Raw genomic sequence first — 22,619 nt, 5'->3', positions numbered from 1 at the left:
TCGGCAATGGCAGGCACTGGGTGGTTTTTTGAATGGCCGCTTCAATCCGCGACGGGCAGCTGAATGAGCGGCGAATAGTCTGTCAGATTGCCAAGACATACCGCCAGGATTCGGGCGTCTGCTGCCCCATGCTCCTCGTAGAGTGACCAGCATTCCTTCTCCACACGCAGCGCAATATCCGGGTTCATGGCGACCCATCTCTCTTTGGTGCCTAGGGCGTCCTTGTTCGTCATCTCCGCCTGAGCGGAAGCAACCTGTATCGCAAGCACAGACGCCTCAACTGCTTCGTCCTGCTTTGAGGCACATTCCATATCGATCCGTCCGCCTGATAGACAATAGCTATAGGCTTGGTCGCGCACCCGATCGAAGAGCTCTGGCTTATCGGTGAACCTCAGCCAGTTGGGTTTTGCACCAAAAACGCTCTGTGCTTGCGATTCCTCCACAACCTGCTGCGTTGTTTCCGCGCTAGGCGTGGCCGACTGGCACCCAAGTAAGCCACTTACGAGGACAAGGATGCCTGCGTGAATGCGTCTCATGGCAATGATCTTAACGCAGGCTGCAATGACCACAAAGGGGTCGCAAGTAGAATGGCAGTTTTTTCCAGATAAGCTCCAAAGCGGCCCCAGCTCCGCTCAGCCTGAGCCTGTCGAAGGCCCCGCGCTACGGCCAGCGTGGGTGCATCACCCCCTCTCCCAGCTTCGCCTAATTCGCTTCGCTCATAAGGCTGCGCAACCCTCTCTCTCGTGGGCGAGAGGGGTAATCGCGCGCGGCTCGCGTCCCCCAAACGCAATCCGGCCCGTAAGTTCGCACTTCCGGGCCGGATCGGTTGTCAGTGCTGCGAAGCGTTTGAAGCTCAGTGCTTCACGCCCGCCCAGACGTTGCGATAGGCCATATAGCCCAGGCCCGTCGCGATGATCAGGAAGATCAGCACGGCCCAGCCGGTCTGGTGGCGCTTTTCCAGCGTGGGCTCTGCGGTCCACACCAGGAACGCGGCAACGTCCTTGGCCATCTGTTCGCGGGTGGCCTTGGTGCCATCCGAATAGGTGACGATGTCGTCGCTGCCCAGCGGGTTGGCCATCGCGATGTTCAGGTTCGCGAAATAGGGGTTATAGTTGAGGCCCGGTCCCGGCATCGCGTCGGGGAACTTCTTGGCGAGTTCCGCCGGTGGCTCCTGATAGCCGGTCAGCAGCGAGTAGATATAGGCGGCACCGCCGTGACGCGCCTTGGTGATCAGCGAAAGATCAGGCGGCAGCGCGTTATTGTTGGCAGCGCGGGCAGCGGTTTCGTTCGGGAACGGCGACGGGATGAAATCCTGCGGGATCGGGTTGCGCGTGCTGGCTTCACCCGTGGCAGGATCGATCGACGGAGCCTTGGCGTTCCAGTTGGCGGCAATCGCCTTCACTTCGTCCTCGCTATAGCCGAGTTCCGACAGGTTGCGGAACGCGACAAGGCGCATGGAGTGACAGGCCGAGCACACTTCCTTGTACACCTGGAAACCGCGCTGCAGCTGCTGGCGGTCGAACTTGCCCATCGGGCCGTCGCTGCTCAGCGACAGCTTCTTGGGATGCAGGTGGAATTCATGCTCTGCCGTCGGCTGGGGCGGCTCGCTGATATAGGCGGCCGCACCGACACCGAAGGAGACAAGCAGCCAGCCGCTGAAGAACAGCCCGACCAAAAATGCACCAATGCGAATCATGTCGAATGACTTTCCTTTTAGCGTCTGGGCTTATTCGGCAGGCTGCAGCACGGGGCCGCCTGCCGCACCATGGCTGTCCTTGCCGAGCACCGCCTCGGTGATCGAGAAGGGCAGCGGCTTGGGCTTTTCGATCTTCGAGATGATCGGCAGGATGATCAGGAAGTGAGCGAAATAATAAGCCGAAGCCAGCTGGCTGAGCATCACATAGGGTTCTTCAGCCGGCGCACCGCCCAGATAGCCCAGCACCAGGACATCGATCACCAGGATGATGAAGAAGGTGCGGAACAGCGGACGATAGTTGCCCGAACGGACAGGAGAACGATCGAGCCAGGGCAGGAAGAACAGCAGCAGGATCGATGCGAACATCGCCAGCACGCCGAGCAGCTTGGCAGGCACGATGAAGAAGTCGAAGGTGAAGGCGCGAAGGATCGCGTAGAACGGCCAGAAATACCATTCGGGCACGATATGCGCCGGCGTCGAAAGCGGGTTGGCCGGGATGTAGTTGTCCGGGTGGCCCAGGAAGTTCGGCGCGAAGAACAGCATGGCGCAATAGAGGATCAGGAACACGCCCAGGCCGAAGCCGTCCTTGGCGGTGTAATAGGGGTGGAACGGCACGGTGTCCGATTCCGACTTCACTTCCACGCCGGTCGGGTTCGACGAACCCGGAATGTGCAGCGCCCAGATGTGCAGGATGACAACACCGGCAATCACGAACGGCAGCAGATAGTGCAGCGAGAAGAAGCGGTTCAGCGCGGCGTTATCCGGCGCAAAGCCACCCAGCAGCCAGGTCTGGATCGGCTCGCCGACCAGCGGAATGGCGCCGAACAGGCCGGTGATCACCTTGGCACCCCAGAAGCTCATCTGACCCCAGGGCAGCACATAGCCCATGAAGGCGGTCGCCATCATCAGCAGGAAGATGACCAGGCCAAGCAGCCAGATCATTTCGCGCGGGGCCTTGTAGGAGCTGAAATAAAGGCCGCGGAAGATGTGGATATAGACGACGATGAAGAAGAAGCTGGCACCGTTGGCATGCGCATAGCGCAGCATCCAGCCCCAGTTCACGTCGCGCATGATGTGTTCGGTGGAATCGAAGGCGACCAGCGCGTTGGGCGCATAGTGCATCGCCATGATGATGCCGGTGACGATCTGGATGACCAGCGCGAAACCGGCGAGCACGCCGAAGTTCCAGAAATAGTTCAGGTTGCGCGGCACGGGATAGCCGGCGCCGATCGCACCATAGACCAGACGGGGAAGCGGCAGGCGCTCATCCAGCCATTTGGTCAGATCGGACTTGGGTTCGTAGTGCTTGGCCCAGGAAAAGCTCATATCTTATGCTCCTCAACCGATCTTGATGACAGTGTCTGACAGGAATTCATATTCCGGCACTTCAAGGTTCTTGGGCGCGGGACCCTTGCGGATGCGCGCGGCCGTATCGTAATGCGAGCCGTGGCACGGGCAGAAATAGCCGCCAAACTCGCCCTTCACTTCACCCGCAGCAGCGCCCAGCGGCACGCAACCCAGATGCGTGCAGACGCCCAGCGTCACCAGCCAGTTGGTCTTGCCGGGCAGGGTGCGGTCGGCCAGCGACTGCGGATCGCGCAGGCTGTCCACAGGCACCTTGTCCGCAGCGGCAATCTCTTCCGGCGTCAGGTTGCGGATGAACATGGGCTGTTTTCGCCACACGGTCTTGATCGCCTGGCCCGGTTGCACGGCCGCAACATCGACCTCGGTCGAAGCCTGAGCCAGCACATCCTTGCTGGGTGCCATCTGCGTGATGAGCGGGATGAGCACCGATGCACCACCCACGCCAGCAAAGCTGACGGCGGCGATGTTGATGAAGTCGCGGCGGCGTACACCGTCGGATTCGACGGCGGCACTGCCATCCTGATTCATCGTGACTTGTTCTGCCATGTCGCTAACCTGACCCTCAAGTTATTGAAAAGGATACGTTTTTTATCGATATAGGAAGCGGCATGGCACGGCTTTGCCCCTGGCCCGTCCGCATGATTGCGGGCCTGATAGACGCAAAATCGTCATCTTGCCAACAGGGAAATTGGCGCGCTGCGGCATCATTCCGCCGATTTTGCGCCGATATGCCGTGCCGTGCCTGCGCCGGACCGAGCAGAGCAGGTGACAGCCGCGCCGTCCGCGCTATGAAGGGGCGATGCGCATCGCCCTTTACCAACCTGAAATTGCCGGGAATGTCGGAGCAATCCTGCGGCTTGCCGCGTGCATGGCCGTGCCGGTGGAAATCATCGAGCCGTGCGGCTTCGTGTTCGACGACAAGCGGCTGAAACGCGCGGCGATGGACTATGGCCCGCTCGCCGAAATGCGCCGTCATGCCGATTGGCCGAGCTTTCAGGCGTTCGTCCGCGAACACGGCGCGCGGCTGGTGCTGATGAGCAGCAAGGCGAGCGACAGTGTCTATCGCACCGCCTTTCAGGACAACGACATTTTGTTGATGGGGTCGGAAAGCGCCGGCGTTCCGGACCATGTCCGCGATGCCTGCGACCTGCAGACGACCATTCCGATGACCGCAGGTGTCCGATCGCTGAACATATCGGTCGCCACCGGGATTGCGCTTGGCGAAGCGCTGCGGCAGACACGGAAACTGGGTGAGGCATGAACGTCCATCACCGGCAAGGGGAGCGCGATGACCGATTGGACTGAACAGAAGCTGGCGGCCCGCGCCTGGTTTGAAAGCCTGCGCGATGCGATCTGCGCCGAATTCACCGCGATCGAGCGGGAAGCCGGCAGCGATGCGAGCTTTGACTACAGCCCGTGGGACCGGACCGAGGCGGACGGATCGCCCGGCGGCGGCGGCGTGCGCGGCCTGATCAAGGGCAAGGTCTTCGAAAAGGCGGGCGTCAACGTATCGACCGTCGAGGGCCGATTCAGCGAGGAATTCGCCAAATCGATCCATGGCGCGGGCGATGACCCGCGCTTCTTTGCGACCGGAATAAGCCTGGTCGCCCATATGTCGAATCCGCACGTGCCTGCGGTGCATATGAACACCCGTTTTCTCATGACCACCAAGGCATGGTTCGGCGGTGGAGCAGATCTCAACCCGCCGCTGCCTTACGCGCAAGATACGGATGATTTTCACGCCCGGATGCAGGCGGCGTGCGATGCGCACAATCCGGACTATCATGCCAGGTTCAAGGCCTGGGCCGACGATTATTTCTACATCCCGCATCGCGGCGTTCATCGCGGTGTCGGCGGCATTTTCTACGATCATCTGGAATGCCCGGACGAGGCCGCGTTCAATGCGAATTTCGCCTTTACCCAGGATGTCGGCCGCGCGTTCCTGGACATCTTCCCCGCTTTGGTCCGCCGCCGCATGGCGCAGGAATTCTCGCCGGCAGAAAAGCACCAGCAGCTCGTCTGGCGCGGCCGCTATGCCGAATTCAACCTGATCCACGATCGCGGGACGCTGTTCGGCCTCAAGACCGGCGGCAATATCGACGCGATCCTGATGAGCCTGCCGCCCGAAGCCGTCTGGGAGTAAGGCAAGGGGCACGCGCCCCATCGCCCCCCTCGTTTGCTCCGAACAGCTCACGGTTCTGCCAAAAGGCAACCGATGTCGGCGCATGCGGGTCTGGCACGTCGTTCAGATCGCCGGGCAGGGGTGGATTGCTCTGGCCCATTGACAGCCGCACGGCTTGCCGCCAATCCCGCCGCCCATGGCGAGCGCATCTGCCCCCCTTTCCGACGAACGTTTCGGCCTTGACCGGCGCGTCACGCTGCTTGGGCCCTTGCCGCTCGACTGCGGCGCGGCGTTGGCGCCGGTGCAGATCGCCTATGAAACCTATGGCAGCCTGAACGCCGACAAGAGCAACGCGGTGCTGATCTGCCATGCGCTGACCGGCGACCAATATGTCGCCTCGGCCCATCCGATCACCGGCAAGCCCGGCTGGTGGCAGCGGCTGGTGGGAGAAGGCAAGCCGGTCGATCCGGCGCGCGATTTCATCATCTGCGCCAATGTCATCGGCAGCTGCATGGGATCGTCCGGCCCCGCGACGGTGAATCCGGCCACCGGCGAGCCCTGGGGAATGGATTTTCCGGTGCTCTCGATCGCCGACATGGTGCGCGCGCAGGCGCTGCTGCTCGACTATCTTGGCATCCCCGTACTGTCCGCCGTGATCGGCGGATCGATGGGCGGCATGCAGGCGATCAGCTGGCCGGTGCTGTACCCTGACCGGGTGCGCGCCGCTCTGGTCATCGCCTCGACTGCGCGGCATTCGGCGCAGAATATCGCGTTTCACGAGGTGGGCCGTCAGGCGATCATGGCCGATCCGCGCTGGCGCAAGGGCGCCTATTATGCTGATGGCGACGTCCCCGCATCGGGCCTCGCGGTGGCACGCATGGCCGCGCACATCACCTATCTGTCCGAAGCGGGGCTGACCGAGAAATTCGGCCGCCGCCTGCAGGACAAGACGGGGCAGGATTGCAGCGGCAGCAGCTTTGGCTTCGATGCCGATTTCCAGATCCAGAGCTATCTGCGCCATCAGGGCATCAGCTTTGTCGACCGGTTCGATGCCAACAGCTATTTGTACATCACCCGCGCGATGGACTATTTCGACCTCGCCGAAGCTTATGGCGGCGTGCTGGCCAATGCCTTCATGGGCACGAAGACGCGCTTCTGCCTGATCAGCTTCGATACCGACTGGCTGTACCCGACGGCGGAATCACGCCGCATCGTCCACGCGCTCAACGCCGCCGGCGCCGAAGTCAGCTTTGTCGAGCTGTCCTCGCCCTTCGGCCATGACGCGTTCCTGCTCGACTGCCCCGAGATGAACCGCATCGTCGACGGCTTTCTGCGCGCCGGAGCGAACGCGTGACCGCGCTGCGTCCCGACCTGCAGATCATTGCCGAGAATGTGAAGCCCGGCGCGCGCGTGCTCGATGTCGGCTGCGGCGATGGCGCGCTGATGGCGGCGCTGCGCGACAACAGCCAGGTCCGCGCGCGCGGGCTGGAGCTGGACCCCGCCAATGTCAGCGCAGCGGTGACGCGCGGGCTTTCGGTCATCCAGGGCGATGCCGATATGGACCTGGCCGATTATCCATCGGACAGCGTCGATTATGCGATCCTTAGCCAGACCCTGCAGACCACGCGCGCGCCGCACAAGGTGCTCGAAGAACTTTTGCGCATCGGGCGGCAGGCCTTTGTCAGCTTCCCCAATTTCGCGCACTGGCGCATCCGCCTGTCGCTCGCGACGCACGGCAAGATGCCGGTCACCCGGCTGCTGCCCGAAAGCTGGTACGACACGCCCAATATCCACCATGTCAGCATCGAGGATTTCCGCGACCTGATCGCGGCGCGCGGCTGGACCTGCGATGGCGAATGGTTCCTTTCAGGGGGCAAGCCGACCTCGCGCGGCATGGCCAACCTGCTGGCTGAACATGCGGTATTCCTGCTGAGGCGCTGACATCATGAAGATCGGGATCATCGGAGCGGGCCTGGCCGGGCTGACCGCAGCGCGCGTGCTGGCCGATGCGGGGCACAGCGTCTGCCTGTTCGACAAGGCGCGCGGTCCGGGCGGGCGCATGTCGACGCGCCGGGTCGAAACGCCGCAGGGCATGGCGTTTTTCGACCATGGGGCCCAATATTTCACCGTGCGCGATCCGGGCTTTGCCGATGCCGTGGCCCGCTGGGAAGCGGCAGGCGTCGCAGCCCGGTGGGAAGCGGCGGGCGAGAACGCCTGGGTCGGCGCGCCGGGGATGAACGCGATCATCAAGGCAGAGGCGGCAGATCATGATGTCCGCTGGAACTGCCGGATCGAACGGATCGAGCGCATCGGCGAGACCTGGCGGCTCGGCCATGCCGAAGGTGAGCAGGATTGCGACGCGGTGATCGTCGCGGTTCCGGCCGAACAGGTCGCGCCGTTGCTGGGACCCCATGCGCCCGACTGGGCGGCGCTGGCCGAGGCAACCGTGTCGCAGCCATGCTGGACGGTGATGGCGGCCTTTGCCGAACGGGTGGATTTCGCGGACGACTGCCTGCGCCAGGCTGGCGCAATCGGCTGGGCGGCGCGCAACAGCGCCAAGCCAGGGCGGAGCGGCCCGGAATGCTGGGTGGTGCAAGGCTCGCCGCAATGGTCGGCCACGCATCTGGAAGAGGAAGCCGATGCGGTGATCGCGGCGCTGCTGGCCGAACTGGCCCACGCGACCGGATCGGCCCTGCCCGAGACGCTCGTCGTCCAGGCGCATCGCTGGCGTTACGCGCTGTCGGGCGCGGCGGGGCGGACGATGCTGTGGGATGAAGGATCGAGGCTGGGGGTGAGCGGCGACTGGCTCATCGGTCCCCGGATCGAGAGCGCCTGGGCCTCGGGCCGGGCGCTCGCAGCGGCGATGCTGCGATAATCAGATGATCGCGCCGGGGGCGATGCTCGCGGCGAGGAACAGCGCCGAGGTCAGCATCGCAAGCGCTGCGGCACCGATCTGGCTGGGAAGCTGGAGAGACATTGTTTCGGTCCTTGAGTTCGATGGGTTGCGGGAAACGTGATCAGACGATGACGCCGGGCAGAACGCTGGCAGCAATGAAGATGGCCGACGAGATGGCGGCGAGGGCGGAAGCTGCGAAGTTCATGGTCTTGATCCTTGTTCGAAATGGGCTGAGGTCAGGGGGTGGTGATCAGACGATCATGCCGGGGCCGACGCTGGTGGCGATCAGGATGACCGAGCAGACGGTGGCGAGAGCGGTTGCGAGAATGTTCATGATGGTGGTCCTTTCGAATATGGGTTGAATGGTGGGAGGATGATCAGACGATCGTGCCGGGGCCGACGCTGGCAGCCAGGAAGACGCTGGAGGTCAGGATGGCGAGAGCGGCAGCAACGATCTGGCTCTGGACGTTCGAGAAGAGGGTCATGGCATTGTCCTTTCGAGTGTTTGTCTTGGGTCCGGACCGTTTGTCCGGAGATGCCAGATACACTGCACAGGCCGTGCCAGTTTGAGATTATCGCTGCTTTACAGAGAGATAGTTGATTTCAGCCCTACGCCGCAGATGAACGAATGCTGACAATTGGGAAAATTTCCCATTCATCAGGATCGAACGTCTGTGGGATAGGACAGGCGGTCAGCCCGCCTGAGCGACCAGTCCTGTCGCTTCAGCCTCGGCCAGCATGCGGCGGCTGAAAAAGGGCGAGATGGTGAAGCGCGCCAGCACGTCGGCGGCAGGGGTGCTGGCAGGAACACCCACCGCCTTTTGCAGCGCGCGCCAGCTTTCCTGCCCCTCTGCCAGCTTGCCATTGCTGGCCAGCGCCAGCGCCTTGGCGAGCAGGAAATTGGGCTGCGCCTCCAGTTCCGGCGTGTCGGCACTCAGCGCCAGTTGCAGCGCTTCGGCGCGCTTGCCGTTGATAACCCGGGTGATGACGAGCGATGCGACCTGATAACCGCCGGGTTGCTCGTTCATCGCACTGGCACGTTCGAGCACCGGTTCTGCCCCGGTATAATCGCCGCACGACATCAGGATGCTGCCCGCCAGGCCCAGCGTATCGGGTTCGAGCGGGTTGCTCTCCACCGCGCGCCGGGCAAAGGCGATCGCGCGCGGGCAATTGCCCCGCGACAGCGCCGAACGCGACACGGCGATCTGCGCCAGCGCCGATTTGCCGTCCGATCGCAACGCCGACTCGGCCAGCTCGCGTCCGCGCGGCGTGGCCCGGAGGGGAACCTGGCTGCCCTTGCGCGGCTGGGTCAGTTCCAGGAACGACAGCGCCTGCAGCAGCAGCGGTTCATCGGGATAGCGCTCGAGCGAGGCTTCGAGGCATTTCTTCAGCGCCGGGCGTTGCGCGGCGTCGCGGCTCTGGCGGAAGCTGTCATAGGCGATCAGGCAGGGATAGCCGGGCGTCAGATCAGTGCCGATCAGCTTGCGCTGATGCTGGGCGATCACGCCGCCCATGCGCGCCACCGCCGACAGACCGGTGCCGATGGATTGCTCGATATCGGGTGCCGCAACGCTGCTGCCGTTGCGGGTAACCTCATAGGACCACAAGGTCGTGCCGCTGGCCTGGTGGCGCAGCGTGAGGAAGATCGGCGCGCCAGGCCCGCCACCGCGACGGCGGCCACCGCGCACGACCAGCAGATACTCGCGCGGAATATCGGTCTTGCTGACATCCTTGTGCGGCCCGGTGCTGACAGCCAGCATCTCGAAGCGCTGCAGATGCATTTCGGCAATCTGCGCGGCGGTATCAAGGTCGTCGCTGCCCTCAGCCGGTTCGGTCACAATGCTGACATGCGAAAGCTCGGCGCGCATGTCGCGCCGGGCGGCCTGTTCATCGGCGGATTCGGGCTTGGCGAGCAGCCAGACGATATAGAGCGCGGCCAGCAGAATGAGGATGCGCACCACCCACAGGATCCAGCCGCGATCGATGCCCGAGGGCGGCGCTGCACCGGCATGATGAGCGGCCAGGGGCTCGTCGCGCGCCAAGGAAGGGGCCGCGCCACCACTGGCAGAGGCTGCGGAGCCGGCAGCCGGGCTGGCGGCTGTATCGGCGGGCGGCGCTGCCGCTTCGGGCCCGGCCATGCTGACCAGCTCGACATTATATCGCCCGACTGGGATCACGATCCGGTGCCGGCCCGCTGCGTCCTGCGCGGACAGCCCTGCATAATGCAGTTCGAGCATCTTGCGCAGCCGCCCGACCTGAACGCGGGGATAGCTGTCGCTTTGCGGGTCGAAGCTGTCGTCGCGGCCCAGCCCGTCCACCGCGATCTGATAGGCCTTGAGCCGCTCGCCATTCCCGGCCAGCGTCTGTTCGACCAGATATTCGAGCAACCTGCGCAAAACGGGTGAGCGGATGAACTCCGGCGATTGCATCACCAGCGCGAGTTCTGCCTGCAATGCGCCTCTATCGGGTTGCGCACTCACCTGGGTAAAATCCCTTCGGGGTTGGCTGTTCGTCGATAGTACGGATGAAGCGCCCGGAACTGTTATCCTGTCCGCATTTGCCTCACCAAGGATATAGAGTGAAATGTAACTTTGCAATCAGACGTGACATGAAAATGCCAGGAGCACTGTAAATACTCAATTTTACGGGTAACATTGGCCGATCAGTCCGGACAGGCTTTTTGTTTCGAGGGGCTTGGAACCGGGACGGAACACTCCTATCGATGCAGGGCCATGCACTCCCCTTACCCTCCGTCTTCCGCCGCCAATGGGCGCACGCCCGCCATGCGCGAGACGCTGGGCCGATTCCTGCCCTATCTGTGGCCCGCCGAACGGCCCGATCTGAAGCTGCGCATCTGCGGGGCGATGGTGATGGTGCTGCTGGGCAAGGCAGCGGTGCTGTTCATGCCTTTCGCGTACAAGGCGGCGGTCGATCGGATGACGATCGATGGCACGACCATGGCAATGGCCGCGATCATCGCGGTGCTGGCCTATGGCGCAGCCCGGCTGGGATCGGTGCTGTTCGACAATCTGCGCAACGTGGTGTTCGAACGCGTCGGCCAGGAAGCAACGCGGACGCTGGCGGAAAATGTCTTCGTCCAGCTGCACCGGCTGTCGCTGCGCTTCCACCTGGCGCGCCGCACCGGCGAGGTCACCAAGGTGATCGAGCGCGGTACCAAGAGCATCGACGTGATGCTCTATTTCCTGCTGTTCAACATCGCGCCCACGGTGCTGGAGCTGGTGGCGGTGCTGGTGATCTTCTGGATCAATTTCGGCTTCGGGCTGGTGGTGGCGACGGTGGCGATGGTGGCGATCTACATCGCCTTTACCCGAGCGGTGACCGACTGGCGCAACCATCTGCGCGAGACGATGAACACACTCGACGGCAAGCAGCTCGCCCGCGCGGTCGATTCGTTGCTGAATTACGAGACGGTCAAATATTTCACCGCCGAAGCGCGCGAGGCCAAGCGCTATGGCGATGCCGCGCGCACCTATGCCAATGCGGCGGTGAAGTCCGAAAACTCGCTGGCGCTGCTCAATGTCGGCCAGTCGCTGATCACCAATCTGATGATGGCAGGCGCGATGGCCTATACCATCTGGGGGTGGAGCCGGGGCCAGTTCACCGTCGGCGATCTGGTGCTGGTCAACACGCTGCTGATGCAGCTGTTCCGCCCGCTCGACCTGCTCGGCATGGTCTATCGCACCATCCGCCAGGGGCTGGTCGACATGGCCGCGATGTTCGACCTGATCGATACCCCGGCAGAGATCGTCGACATCCCCGGCGCCCCGGAGCTCGACATTCGTCAGCCGTCGGTCGAGTTCCGCAATGTCGATTTCGGCTATGATCCCGACCGGCAGATCCTGCACAAGCTGAGCTTCAGGGTCGAGCCGGGCCAGACACTGGCGCTGGTCGGCCCGTCGGGCGCGGGCAAATCGACGATCGCGCGGCTGTTGTTCCGCTTCTACGATCCGCAAGGCGGGCAGGTGCTGATCGGCGGACAGGATATCGCCCGGGTGACGCAGGCCTCGCTGCGCGCCAGCCTGGGCATCGTGCCGCAGGACACGGTGCTGTTCAACGACACCATCGGCTATAATATCGGTTATGGCCGCGAGGGTGCGAGCCAGGAGGAGATCGTCCGGGCGGCGCATGGCGCGGCGATCGGCACGTTCATCGAATCGCTGCCGCGCAGCTATGAGACCGAGGTCGGCGAACGTGGCCTCAAGCTCTCGGGCGGAGAGAAGCAGCGCGTCGCGATTGCGCGCACGCTGCTGAAGAACCCGCCGCTCACCATTTTCGACGAGGCGACATCGGCGCTCGACAGCGCCACCGAGGCAGAGATACTCGACACGCTGCGCTCGCTCGCCGAAGGGCGCACCACGCTGATCATCGCGCACCGGCTGTCGACCGTCACCCATGCCGATACCATCATCGTGCTCGACAAGGGCCAGGTGGCCGAGCAGGGGTCGCACCGCGAGCTGCTGAAACTGGGCGGCCTGTACGCTGCGATGTGGGAACGTCAGGCGCAGGAGCGCGCCAAGGAAGGGGTGCCGGCATGACCCTGTGGCTGGAATGGATCGGCGCTGCGGCGATGCTGGTGGCGACACCTCAGGCCGAGCCAGTCGAGGTCAAGGTCGAGGTCGAGCAGCCGACCCGATCGGGTCCTTGGAACGACATGTATCGGGAGCCGCAGCATCCTGGCGCGACCTATCGCGTGCGATTGTTCGTCCATGCCGCGCAGGCCTGTCTTCATTTTGCCGGCGAAGAGCCCTATGATGCGGAGCGGGCCGAGTTCCTCAACGCGATGATGGACGAAAGCTGCGCCGGGTTGAAGGAGCGCTATGCCGCAATCCTGGCCGATCCGACGACCGATGCGCCTTCGCGCGCGCTGGTCGAAACAGCATGGGAGCCATTTCGTGAGTGACATGCGCCGCACAACTTTCCGCAATACCGCGATTCTGGGCCTGGCGCTGCTGACGCTGGCGGGATGCAAGGACCGCAACCAGTCCGATCGATCCCCGGTGCAGATGCCGCCGATCCTCGCCTCGATGACCGCAGCCCCTACAGCCATGAAAGATATGCCGATGTTCACTCCGCTTACCCAGGACGTTCAGGTTGCCCCGCAGATCACGCTCGATCAGGTTGCGGCGGCCAAGGCGCAAGGGGTGACGATGATCATCAACAACCGCCCCGATGGTGAAGACCCGAGCGCACCGCAGGGTGCCGAGATCGAGGCGGCAGCCAAGGCCGCTGGCATCGACTATGTCGCGATTCCCGTCACCCATGCCGGTTTTTCCGCGCCCCAGGTCGATGCGATGATCGCAGCATTGGACAAGGCCGAGGCCGGTGGCGGCAAGGTGCTGGCCTATTGCCGCTCGGGCACCCGCTCGACCCTGCTCTGGTCGCTCGCGCAAGCCAAGCAGGGCGGCAACCCCGCCGAGCTCAGCCGCATCGCCGCGCAGGCGGGCTATGACCTGAGCCCGATCCGCCCGATGCTCGACGCGTTGTCGGGCCAGGTGGAGTAACCATTCCGAAATCCTCGGCTTATGGTTAACCGGATCATAACCCTCTTGTGACCATCCTTGCGCATTCCACCGCGGCGAATCCGCAGGTGGAGATGCAAGGAGAATGGGGCATGGCCAGCCATCCCGGCGCGGCATCCGGCAATTCCGCAGCGGCACTGACGCTTGCCGAACTGCGTGAATTTGCGAGCTTCTCGCCCGGCGCGCAGCGCTATATCAAGCGCGCGCTCGATATCGGGCTGGCGCGCGAGGACGCGTTCAAGCGCTGGGCGCGCAACGCCGAGGAAACCGCCTCGATCCGCATGCACTATCTGGTCTATCAGGACCTCAAGCTGCTGCGCGGCAATGTGCCCGATGCGCCGCATGAGGACGGGTTCGAGCATTTCATGGCGCTGCTGGTGCGGCTGGCAGCGTTCGATCTGGCGCAGGGCCGGATCGAGAGCTTCTCCGCCTTCCGCTTCCTCTACGAGCGCCTGCTCGGCGCGGATGTGCGCCCCTGGCTGCCGTCCGCTTATTGCGCCGCTGCCGCGCTGCCGCAGATCCAGCCCGAACGGCGCAAGATGCTGCTCCAGTCGATCAGCGAAGCGGCCGCGACGGCCCCCGGCTGGTCGCTGCGCGCACCGGTGTTCTTCCCCGAATGGGTCGAATGGGTGAGCGGCGACTCAGCGCATTGAGGTAACGGCTTTCTAATGCAATTCTATACCGTCACCCCCCACGAACGCGGGGGTCCCGCTTCTGCGCAAAGTCCACGGAAAAGCGGGATTCCCGCGTTCGCGGGAATGACGAAGATCAGCTCGTCCCCACCAAAGCCCCCAGCACCACGCGGCGGTAGATCCGCGCGAGCGCGTCCAGATCGGCAACCGCCACCGCCTCGTCCAGCTTGTGCATCGTCGCGTTGCACAGCCCGAATTCCACCACCGGGCAGATGCGCGAGAGGAAGCGCGCGTCCGACGTGCCACCGGTGGTCGACAATTCGGTTTCGATCCCGGTTTCCGCCCGGATCGCATCGGCGATGATCGTCGAAAGCTCGCCTGGCGGGGTCAGGAATGCCTCGCCGGAAATCTTCGCCTCGACCGTTCCGCCCAGGGGCTCGGCAACGCTGCGGATCCGCTGGGTCAGCGATTCGCCGCTGTGCAGATCGTTGAAACGGATGCTGATCCGCGCCTCGGCCGCCGCCGGAATGACATTGTGCGCCGGGTTGCCGACCGCAAGGTCAGTGACCTCGATATTGCTCGGCTGGAACCAGTCGGTGCCCTCGTCCAGACGGATCGCATCGATCGCCGACAGGATCGCCACCAGCTTCGGGATCGGATTGTCGGCAAGGTGCGGATAGGCGACATGGCCCTGCGTGCCGGCCACGCGGATCCACATGTTGACCGAACCGCGTCGCCCGATCTTGACCATATCGCCCAGCCGGCTGACCGATGTCGGCTCCCCCACCAGGCACAGGTCGGGGATCGTGCCTTCGCGCTGCATCCGGTCGATCAGCGCGCGGGTGCCGTAAACCGCCGGGCCTTCCTCGTCGCCGGTGATGATCAGGCTGATCGTACCCGCCTCGCGCGGGATATCGGCGGCGGCGGCGACAAAGCTCGCGATCGATCCCTTCATGTCCACCGCGCCGCGCCCGTGGAGCAGGTCTCCGCGCACCTGCGGTTCGAACGGAGCGCTCGCCCAGCCCTGGCCCGGCGGCACCACGTCGAGATGCCCGGCAAAGGCGAAATGCCGCCCCGCATCACCCAGCGGCCGCCGGATCGCGAACAGATTTTCCACAGGTCCATCGGGTGCCTCACCGCAGACGAAGCGCGTCACCGCAAAGCCCAGCGGTTCCAGCATCGCTTCGAGGCAATCGAACACTGCGCCGGTGGCCGGGGTCACGCTTTCGCAGGCGATCAGGCGGCTGGCGAAGTCGAGCGGGTCGGCGGAAATCGTGGCAATGTCGGTCATGGGGGCTTTCTCGTTGATCGCCGCCGCATTAGCATTGCGATATGCCCAAAGTCGACCTGCAAGCCATCGCGCCAACCAATGCCACCGGATATCCGGCCCATCTGGCCGATGTCGTGCAGGGCCGCTGGTATCGCCGCCTGTCGCCTGCGCTGGGGCTGACCGATTTCGGCGCGAGCCATGTCGTGCTGAAGCCCGGCGCGTGGTCCGCCCAGCGTCACTGGCACGAGCAGGAAGACGAGTTGCTCGTCATCCTGTCCGGCAGCGCGGTGCTGGTTGACGACCATGGCCGCACACCGCTGCATCCCGGCGATGTGGCCGCCTTTCCCAAGGGCGAGGCCAATGGGCATTGCCTGATCAACGAAAGCGATGCGGACTGCGTGTTCCTGGTCATCGGGCAAAGCGTCAACGGGCCATGCCATTATCCCGATGTCGACATGCATGAAAACGGCGCCGGCGACAAACGCCGCAAGGACGGATCACCGTTCTGATCCGGACCGTCGGCGCGGACCGCTGACGGCGGCTTTACCCAATATCTGATCGAGTAGAGGCTATTCTCCCTGCTCCCGCACGGGATGCAGGAAGCATGTTCATGCCCGGTTGACCTGTGCATTTATTTCCCTAATAGGCTAATGCGAATCGCTTGCATTATCATTTGGGGGATTATCCATGAACCGCTGGTTGAACTCCGTCGCGCTGATCGGCCTGGCGGCCGCACAGATGACGGCCCTTGCTGCCGAAACACCGCGCGCCGACACCGAAACGCTCGACGAGGCCGAGGCCGCAGATGGCCGCACCATCGTCGTTTCGGCGACGCGCACCCCGATCACCATCGACGAGGCACCCGCGACGATCTCGGCCAAGACCGACGAGGAAATTGCCGACGAGCTGGCGACCGATATCAAGGATCTGGTGCGCTTCGAGCCCGGGGTGAGCGTCCGCCGCCAGCCTGCGCGTTTCGGCGCGGCGCTGGGCAGCACCGGCCGCGCGGGCAATGAGGATTTCACCATCCGCGGCATCGGCGGCAACCGCGTGCTGATCCAGGTCGATGGCGTGCGCGTGCCGATGGGCTTCAGCTTCGGCGCGCAGAGCGTGGGCCGGGGCGATTCGGTCGATATCGGGCTGGTCAAATCGGTCGAGATCCTGCGCGGCCCCGCCTCGGCGCTCTATGGCAGCGACGGCCTGGCGGGCGCGGTCAGCTTCACGCTGAGCGACCCCGAGGACATATTGAAGGGCCAGCAGATCGCCGGGCTGGTGCGCGGCCAATATGCCAGCGCCGATAGCGAATTTGCCGAAACCGCGATCCTGGCCGGTCGCAGCGGCGAGCTGTCGGCCATGATCGCCTATACCCGCCGCGATTTCGAGGAGCTGGAAAACCGGGGCACCAACGATGTGCTGGGGGCCAATCGCACCACGCCCAATCCGCAGGACGGCCAGAGCAATGCCGCGACCGCGCGGCTGGTCTGGGACCCGGCGGGCGGCCACAAGTTCCGGCTGACCGGAGAATATCTCGACAACCGCATGGTCACCGATCTGCTGTCGGGTCGTTCGGCAAGCGTCGACAATCTGGTCGCGCGCGATACCGGCAAGCGCTGGCGCGTCGCGGGCGACTGGATCTGGGAAGGCACCGGCACGATCGAGATGGCGCGGGCGAGCCTGTACTGGCAATCGGCCAAGGATCGCCAGTTCACGCAGGAAGACCGCACGCCGCTGGCCGACCGCACCCGGCTCAACACCTTCGACAACCGCGTCTATGGCGCCTCGGCCGAAGCGCGCGCCGCGTTCACGACCGGGCCTCTGACGCACAAGCTGGTGTTCGGCGGCGATGCGAGCTTCACCCGCCAGGATGGCGTGCGCGACGGCACGGTGCCGCCCGCAGGAGAGCGCTTCCCGTCCTCCGCCTTTCCGGTGACCGACTATACGCTGGCCGGGCTGTTCCTGGGCGACGAGATCAGCGTCGGCCCGCTCACCCTGTTCCCCGCCCTGCGCTTCGATTATTACAAGCTCTCGTCGCAGAATGATCCGCTGCTGCCCGCCACGTTCGTCACCACCGGCCAGTCCGGCAACCGGTTGAGCCCCAAAATGGGCGCGGTGCTGAAATTGGGCGACGAGGTGCGGCTGTTCGCCAATTACGCGCAAGGCTTCCGCGCGCCCGAGCCCAGCCAGGTCAACCAGTTCTTCGAGAATCTGGCACAGGGCTATACCTCGCGGCCCAATGCCGATCTGGGGCCTGAGCGCAGCGAGAGCATCGAGGGGGGCATCCGCTTCACCAGCGAGGCCGTGAGCCTCAGCGCCACCGCGTTCAGCGCGCGCTACAAGGATTTCATCAGCCAGGAAGTGGTCGGCGGCGGCTTCACCCCGAACAACCCGGCGGTCTTCCAGTTCATCAATCTTGACCGGGTGAAAGTGGAAGGCGCCGAGGCGCGGCTGGAGCTGCGCGACAGCAACGGCCTGAACGGCCAGGTCGCGCTGTCCTATGCCAAGGGCGATGTCATCGATCCGCAGGCAGGCACGCGCGCGCCGCTGGCCACCGTCGATCCGTTGAAGCTGGTCGCCGGGATCGGCTGGCGCGATCCGAAGGGCCGGTTTGGCGGACAGCTGATCGCCACGCACAGCGCGCGCAAGTCCGAAGACCGCAGCGCCGGCGTGTGCACGCCATCGTGTTTCCGGCCCGAGGCGTTCACCATCCTCGATGCCACCGCGTTCGTGACGCTGGGCCCGGTGACGCTGCGCGCAGGCCTGTTCAACCTCACCAACGCCAAATACGCCTGGTGGTCCGATGTGCGCGGCCTGGCCAGCAACACCACCATCGCCGATGCCTTTACCCAGCCGGGCCGCAACGGCAGTGTCTCATTGACTTATCGCTTTTGATTCGCAACAACGTTAGCATTACATTGCAGGGGTCTTGATCATGAACGTGAAAATCGTCTCGCTTGCCGCCGCCAGCCTGTTCGCGCTGGTCTCTACCGCCACTTTGGCCCATCCGCCGATTGCCGAACGCCCGGCACAGGAAGAGGCCGCCGCCTTCGAGGCCGACCGCGCCGACATCCTGGCGATGGCCGGCAATTTCAAGGTGCGCTTCGACATGCAGGAGGCCACGCCGTGGGCGAGTGGCTATGCCCCGCTCGATCGCAAGATCTCGGGCGGGCACGAGGTCGTCCGCGTGATCGAGGATAGCGGCCGCCGCATCGTGCTGCAGCATATCCTGGTCAGCGAAATCGACGGCAAGCCGCACATCACCAAGCACTGGCGCCAGGACTGGGAATATGAACCCGCCAAGGTGCTGGTCTATTCGGACCGCAACGCCTGGACCTGGGAGGACGTGCCCGAAAAGATGCGCCGCGGCCGCTGGTCGCAGACCGTCTGGCAGGTCGATGACAGCCCGCGCTATGCCGGCTGGGGCCAGTTCGAGCAGCAGGGCGGCCTGCGCCGCTGGCGGTCAAACTGGACCTGGCGTCCGCTCGCCCGGCGCGATGCGGTGCGCAATCCCGTCTATGACCGCTATTACGCGATCAACCGCCACCAGACCTCGCCCGATGGCTGGGTCCACTGGCAGGACAATATCAAGATGGGCCTGAAGGATGGCACGCTGCAGCCGATCGTGCAGGAATATGTGCTGAACACCTATAGCCGGTTCGACGGCTATAACGTCAAGGCGGCGGACGATTACTGGGCGGCGACCAAGGGCTATTGGGCGGCCGTTCGCGCCGAATGGGACAAGGTCGCCGCGACCAAGGGCGGCATTGCCATACAGGAAGAGGCCCAGGCCGGAACGATCATCAGCGGCCGGTTGCTGACGATTGCCGACGAGATTGCCGAGGGCAAGCTGACCGAGGCCAAGGCCACGGCCGAGGCGATCAAGCTGATCGACGACAATACCCGGATGACAGGTGCGAAGCGGGTCGCAAGCACCGGTCAGTAAGGGTCGGCGCTCCACCCCCTGTTGGAGCGCCGATATTCCCCTGCCCTGCCGACTGGACACGGCGGGGCGGGGGATGTTTCTCAGTGATCGTGCTGCGCCAGCGCTTCCAGCACATCCTCCAGCCGCGCCGGATCGCCCATCGCGACGACGCGGCCATCGCTGTTCTTGTGCAGCGGATCGCCATTCCAGTCGCACATATGCCCCCCGGCACCTTCGACCACGGGGACAAGCGCTGCAAAATCGTGCAGTTTCAGCCCGCTTTCGCACACCAGATCGACCGCCCCCTGCGCGACCAGCGCGTAATTGTAGCAATCCCCGCCCCAGATCAGGCGCCGGGTATCGCATTGCTTGGCGAGCGCCATGAAATGCATCGCGTCATGGTCGCTGAACAGATGCGGGCTGGTGGTCGCGAGCACCGCATCGCCGATATCGGGACAGAGCCGCGCCTTGACCGGCTTGCCGTTGAAGGTGGTGCCGCGCCCGGTCGCGCCGACCCAGCGCTCGCGCCCGATCGGCTGGTCGATCACGCCCAGCACCGGCCATTCCTCGGCGATCAGCGCAATCAGCGTGCCGAAGATCGGCCGCCCGGCGATGAAGCTGGTGGTACCGTCGATCGGATCGAGCACCCAGACCCGTCCCGTCGTCCCGGGCTTCTCGCCATATTCCTCGCCGATCACGCCATCGCGCGGGGCTTCGGCATCCAGGATCGCGCGCATCGCGGCTTCGGCGGCGCGGTCGGCCTCGGTCACCGGCGAGGCATCGGCCTTGCGGTCGGTGGTGAAATCGGCGCGGTAAAAGGGGCGGATCGCTTCGCCCGCGGCTTCGGCGAGCCGCTGGGCGAGCTCGATATCCTTGCTGTGTATCATGGCTGAGTAGCTAGGGACTGTCGGCACGCTTGGCCAGAGGCGATGGCGTCAGAACAGGCCGAGCGCCACCACCTCGTCGTCGGACAGCAGAACACCGAACTGTTCGGCCAGCAGCGTGCGCAGAGGACCACTGCCGGTAACATGCATCCGCTGCGTATCTCCCCCCTGCTGGACGCTGAACTGATCGTTGGTGAGGGACTTGAGCCCGTCGCGGGTGACCTGGCTGACCAGAACATTGCGGATGAAGCGCGATTCGGGCGAGGTCGCGGTCCAGTGGTTGGACATGGCGATATCCGACGGCTGGGCGAGTTCATCGGTGAAGCTGTACTGCGGCCGGATGTCGCCGCCGAAATGCCGTTCGAGCATCCAGCCGAACGCGTCGTCCCGGCGCAGCCGGTGGACCGCGCCGTCATTGCCCGCTGCCTCGGCGCCATCGGCGATCCGCATGGCGGGGACATGCCCGCCGCCAAAGCCCGCATCGGCGAGCCAGCGCTCACCATCCAGCCACACCGCCAGCACGATATGCGTGCGCGGCGGCACCGGGTCGTCCGGCTGCTGGCGAAACCAGACGCGCGCCAGCAGCGGATCGACGCGAAAGCCAAGCTCTGCCAGCCCGCGCGCAAACAGCGGGTTGAGTTCGAAGCAATAGCCACCGCGCGTTCCGGAGAGCAGCTTGTCGGCCACCGCATCGGGATCGATATCGACCCCGCGGCCCAGCCGGGCGTCTAGCGCATCATAGGGAATTGCCAGCCGCTGCGCCCAGAGCAGCGCATCCAGCCCGGCCAGATCGACCGAGGGCCGCTGCGACAGGCCCAATCGCGCGAGATAGCGATCCAGAAAAACGGTCAACGCGCGCCGCCTTCTGTTTCCGGCACGGCGACGCGCAGCGGCTTGCCATCGGGCACCACCCAGCTGGAGACCGCGCGCAGACCTTCGGGCCCAGCCTTGCCCCAATGCACCGTGCCCGGTGCGATGCGGATCGCCTGGCCGGGGCGCAGAACCTCTTCGCCCATGCCTTCGCGCGCGATCACGGTGCTGCCGCCCAGGATGGTGAGGAATTCCTCGCCATGATGGTAATGGCGGGGGATCGGCGCATTGCCGGGAATGTTCAGATCGCCGGTCACAAGATGATGGCCCGGCGCAGCCTCGATCGGCCCGGACAGAAGCTCGGTAATACCGGGCCTCGGCTGATAGACGGCAGGTCCGGCCGGGGCGGAGGATACGCAACCGCCAAGCGCCGCCGCCAGCACCATATGCAGCGGCAGCACGGGCAGGCGAGCCATCATGGGCTCAGTCGAACAGGCTGGAGACCGAGCTTTCATCGGCGATGCGGCGGATTGCCTCGCCGATCAGCGCTGCCATCGGCAGGCTGCGGATATGGCTCGACTGCGCCACGGCTTCGGTGGCCTGGATTGAATCGGTGATGACCAGTTCCTTCAGCGAACTGTTGTTCACCCGCGCCACTGCACCGCCCGACAGCACGCCGTGCGTGACATAGCTGACCACATCGACCGCGCCTGCATCCTTGAGTGCCTGCGCGGCGTTGCACAGCGTGCCGCCTGAATCGACGATATCGTCGATCAGGATGCAGAAGCGCCCTTCGACATTGCCGATGATGTTCATCACTTCCGATTCGCCGGGGCGTTCGCGGCGCTTGTCGACAATGGCCAGCGGCGCGTTGTCGAGCCGTTTGGCGAGCGCGCGCGCGCGCACCACGCCGCCGACGTCGGGCGATACGACCATCAGCTTGTGTTCGCCAAAACGCGCCTGGATGTCCGCCGCCATGACCGGCGCGGCATAGAGGTTATCGGTCGGGATATCGAAAAAGCCCTGGATCTGCCCGGCGTGCAAATCGACCGACAACACGCGGTCAGCGCCGGCAACGGTGATCAGATTGGCGACCAGCTTGGCCGAAATCGGCGTGCGCGGCCCGGGTTTGCGGTCCTGCCGGGCATAGCCGAAATAGGGGATGACCGCGGTGATGCGCCGTGCCGATGCGCGCTTCAGCGCATCGATGCAGATCAGCAGCTCCATCAGATTGTCGTTCGCCGGATAGCCGGTCGACTGGATCACGAACACATCTTCGCCGCGCACATTCTCGTGGATCTCGACGAAGATTTCCTCGTCGGCAAAGCGGCGGACGCTGGCATCGGTCAGCGGCATTTCCAGATAGGCGGCAATGGAGCGCGCCAGCGGCAGGTTGCTGTTGCCAGACAGGATTTTCATGTGGCTTCCCCGTTGCCCTGATCGATCGCGCCTGCCTTAGCCAGATGACCTGCAAACCGGAAGATG

Annotated in this window: 23 protein-coding genes; 13 read left to right on the top strand and 10 right to left on the bottom strand. The window is 64.4% G+C overall.

Features of this window, described 5'->3' with window-relative positions; genetic code table 11:
* Positions 1–41 precede the first annotated feature (41 nt).
* The 4 genes from OU999_14875 to petA form a co-directional block, all read right to left on the bottom strand.
* Entirely contained in the window at positions 42–536 is a 495-nt protein-coding gene (locus OU999_14875) for a hypothetical protein (GenBank protein ID WAC23010.1), read from the bottom strand.
* A 317-nt stretch (positions 537–853) separates the two neighbouring features.
* Positions 854–1,696 carry a cytochrome c1 gene (locus OU999_14870; protein WAC23009.1) on the bottom strand — a complete coding sequence of 281 codons (843 nt, stop codon included), beginning with the start codon at positions 1,694–1,696 and terminating at the stop codon, positions 854–856.
* Between the two features lie 30 nt (positions 1,697–1,726).
* On the bottom strand, positions 1,727–3,022 hold the full coding sequence (locus tag OU999_14865; protein ID WAC23008.1) for a cytochrome b/b6: 1,296 nt from the start codon (positions 3,020–3,022) through the stop codon (positions 1,727–1,729).
* 12 nt (positions 3,023–3,034) lie between these two features.
* On the bottom strand, positions 3,035–3,607 hold the full coding sequence (petA, locus tag OU999_14860) for a ubiquinol-cytochrome c reductase iron-sulfur subunit (protein WAC23007.1): 573 nt from the start codon (positions 3,605–3,607) through the stop codon (positions 3,035–3,037).
* Positions 3,608–3,860: 253 nt separating this feature from the next.
* On the opposite strand from petA, the gene OU999_14855 reads away from it, so the two are divergent.
* From OU999_14855 to OU999_14830, 6 genes are all read left to right on the top strand, one after another.
* Positions 3,861–4,322, top strand: a complete 462-nt coding sequence (locus OU999_14855) for a tRNA (cytidine(34)-2'-O)-methyltransferase (protein ID WAC23006.1) — start codon at positions 3,861–3,863, stop codon at positions 4,320–4,322.
* Between the two features lie 27 nt (positions 4,323–4,349).
* On the top strand, positions 4,350–5,204 hold the full coding sequence (gene hemF / locus OU999_14850) for an oxygen-dependent coproporphyrinogen oxidase (protein WAC23005.1): 855 nt from the start codon (positions 4,350–4,352) through the stop codon (positions 5,202–5,204).
* A 175-nt stretch (positions 5,205–5,379) separates the two neighbouring features.
* Positions 5,380–6,537, top strand: coding sequence for a homoserine O-acetyltransferase (locus OU999_14845; GenBank protein WAC23004.1), 1,158 nt, complete (start codon positions 5,380–5,382; stop codon positions 6,535–6,537).
* Positions 6,534–7,124, top strand: a complete 591-nt coding sequence (gene metW / locus OU999_14840) for a methionine biosynthesis protein MetW (GenBank protein WAC23003.1) — start codon at positions 6,534–6,536, stop codon at positions 7,122–7,124. The genes OU999_14845 and metW overlap by 4 nt, the downstream gene beginning before the upstream one ends.
* 4 nt (positions 7,125–7,128) lie before the next feature.
* Positions 7,129–8,058: an FAD-dependent oxidoreductase gene (locus OU999_14835; protein WAC23002.1), complete on the top strand. Its 930-nt coding sequence runs from the start codon at positions 7,129–7,131 to the stop codon at positions 8,056–8,058.
* 176 nt (positions 8,059–8,234) lie between these two features.
* Entirely contained in the window at positions 8,235–8,441 is a 207-nt protein-coding gene (locus OU999_14830) for a hypothetical protein (GenBank protein WAC23001.1), read from the top strand.
* 330 nt (positions 8,442–8,771) lie between these two features.
* On the opposite strand, the gene OU999_14825 is transcribed toward OU999_14830, so the two are convergent.
* Positions 8,772–10,559, bottom strand: a complete 1,788-nt coding sequence (locus OU999_14825) for a hypothetical protein (GenBank protein WAC23000.1) — start codon at positions 10,557–10,559, stop codon at positions 8,772–8,774.
* 303 nt (positions 10,560–10,862) lie between these two features.
* On the opposite strand from OU999_14825, the gene OU999_14820 reads away from it, so the two are divergent.
* The 4 genes from OU999_14820 (at position 10,863) to OU999_14805 (ending at position 14,272) form a co-directional block, all read left to right on the top strand.
* The gene (locus OU999_14820) at positions 10,863–12,635 is read left to right on the top strand and encodes an ABC transporter ATP-binding protein/permease (GenBank protein WAC22999.1); all 1,773 of its coding nucleotides are present in this window, start codon (positions 10,863–10,865) and stop codon (positions 12,633–12,635) included.
* Entirely contained in the window at positions 12,632–13,000 is a 369-nt protein-coding gene (locus OU999_14815) for a hypothetical protein (GenBank protein WAC22998.1), read from the top strand. The genes OU999_14820 and OU999_14815 overlap by 4 nt, the downstream gene beginning before the upstream one ends.
* 160 nt (positions 13,001–13,160) lie before the next feature.
* Positions 13,161–13,601, top strand: a complete 441-nt coding sequence (locus OU999_14810) for a TIGR01244 family sulfur transferase (protein ID WAC25439.1) — start codon at positions 13,161–13,163, stop codon at positions 13,599–13,601.
* A gap of 110 nt (positions 13,602–13,711) precedes the next feature.
* Positions 13,712–14,272, top strand: a complete 561-nt coding sequence (locus OU999_14805; GenBank protein WAC22997.1) for a hypothetical protein — start codon at positions 13,712–13,714, stop codon at positions 14,270–14,272.
* Positions 14,273–14,387: 115 nt separating this feature from the next.
* Here the strand turns inward: OU999_14805 and dapE are convergent, their stop codons facing one another.
* Positions 14,388–15,542: a succinyl-diaminopimelate desuccinylase gene (gene dapE, locus OU999_14800; GenBank protein WAC22996.1), complete on the bottom strand. Its 1,155-nt coding sequence runs from the start codon at positions 15,540–15,542 to the stop codon at positions 14,388–14,390.
* Between the two features lie 41 nt (positions 15,543–15,583).
* On the opposite strand from dapE, the gene OU999_14795 reads away from it, so the two are divergent.
* The 3 genes from OU999_14795 to OU999_14785 all read left to right on the top strand — a co-directional run bounded on the left by OU999_14795 (position 15,584) and on the right by OU999_14785 (position 19,461).
* On the top strand, positions 15,584–16,030 hold the full coding sequence (locus OU999_14795; protein ID WAC22995.1) for a cupin domain-containing protein: 447 nt from the start codon (positions 15,584–15,586) through the stop codon (positions 16,028–16,030).
* 178 nt (positions 16,031–16,208) lie between these two features.
* Positions 16,209–18,410, top strand: coding sequence for a TonB-dependent hemoglobin/transferrin/lactoferrin family receptor (locus OU999_14790; GenBank protein ID WAC22994.1), 2,202 nt, complete (start codon positions 16,209–16,211; stop codon positions 18,408–18,410).
* Between the two features lie 40 nt (positions 18,411–18,450).
* The gene (locus tag OU999_14785; GenBank protein ID WAC22993.1) at positions 18,451–19,461 is read left to right on the top strand and encodes a hypothetical protein; all 1,011 of its coding nucleotides are present in this window, start codon (positions 18,451–18,453) and stop codon (positions 19,459–19,461) included.
* An 80-nt stretch (positions 19,462–19,541) separates the two neighbouring features.
* Here OU999_14785 and hisN read toward each other — a convergent pair whose 3' ends face one another.
* Genes hisN through OU999_14765 form a run of 4 tightly spaced genes read right to left on the bottom strand, consistent with a single transcriptional unit; the run spans position 19,542 to position 22,553 of the window.
* Positions 19,542–20,327: a histidinol-phosphatase gene (gene hisN / locus OU999_14780; protein WAC22992.1), complete on the bottom strand. Its 786-nt coding sequence runs from the start codon at positions 20,325–20,327 to the stop codon at positions 19,542–19,544.
* A 48-nt stretch (positions 20,328–20,375) separates the two neighbouring features.
* Complete coding sequence (locus tag OU999_14775; GenBank protein ID WAC22991.1) at positions 20,376–21,176, bottom strand: arylamine N-acetyltransferase; 801 nt, start codon at positions 21,174–21,176, stop codon at positions 20,376–20,378.
* Entirely contained in the window at positions 21,173–21,613 is a 441-nt protein-coding gene (locus OU999_14770) for a cupin domain-containing protein (GenBank protein WAC22990.1), read from the bottom strand. The genes OU999_14775 and OU999_14770 overlap by 4 nt, the downstream gene beginning before the upstream one ends.
* A gap of 4 nt (positions 21,614–21,617) precedes the next feature.
* Positions 21,618–22,553, bottom strand: coding sequence for a ribose-phosphate pyrophosphokinase (locus OU999_14765; protein ID WAC22989.1), 936 nt, complete (start codon positions 22,551–22,553; stop codon positions 21,618–21,620).
* Positions 22,554–22,619 lie beyond the last annotated feature (66 nt).

Source organism: Blastomonas sp. SL216, from assembly GCA_026625625.1.
Classification (GTDB): Bacteria; Pseudomonadota; Alphaproteobacteria; order Sphingomonadales; family Sphingomonadaceae; genus Blastomonas.
This window is presented reverse-complemented; position numbering and strand designations above follow the sequence as displayed.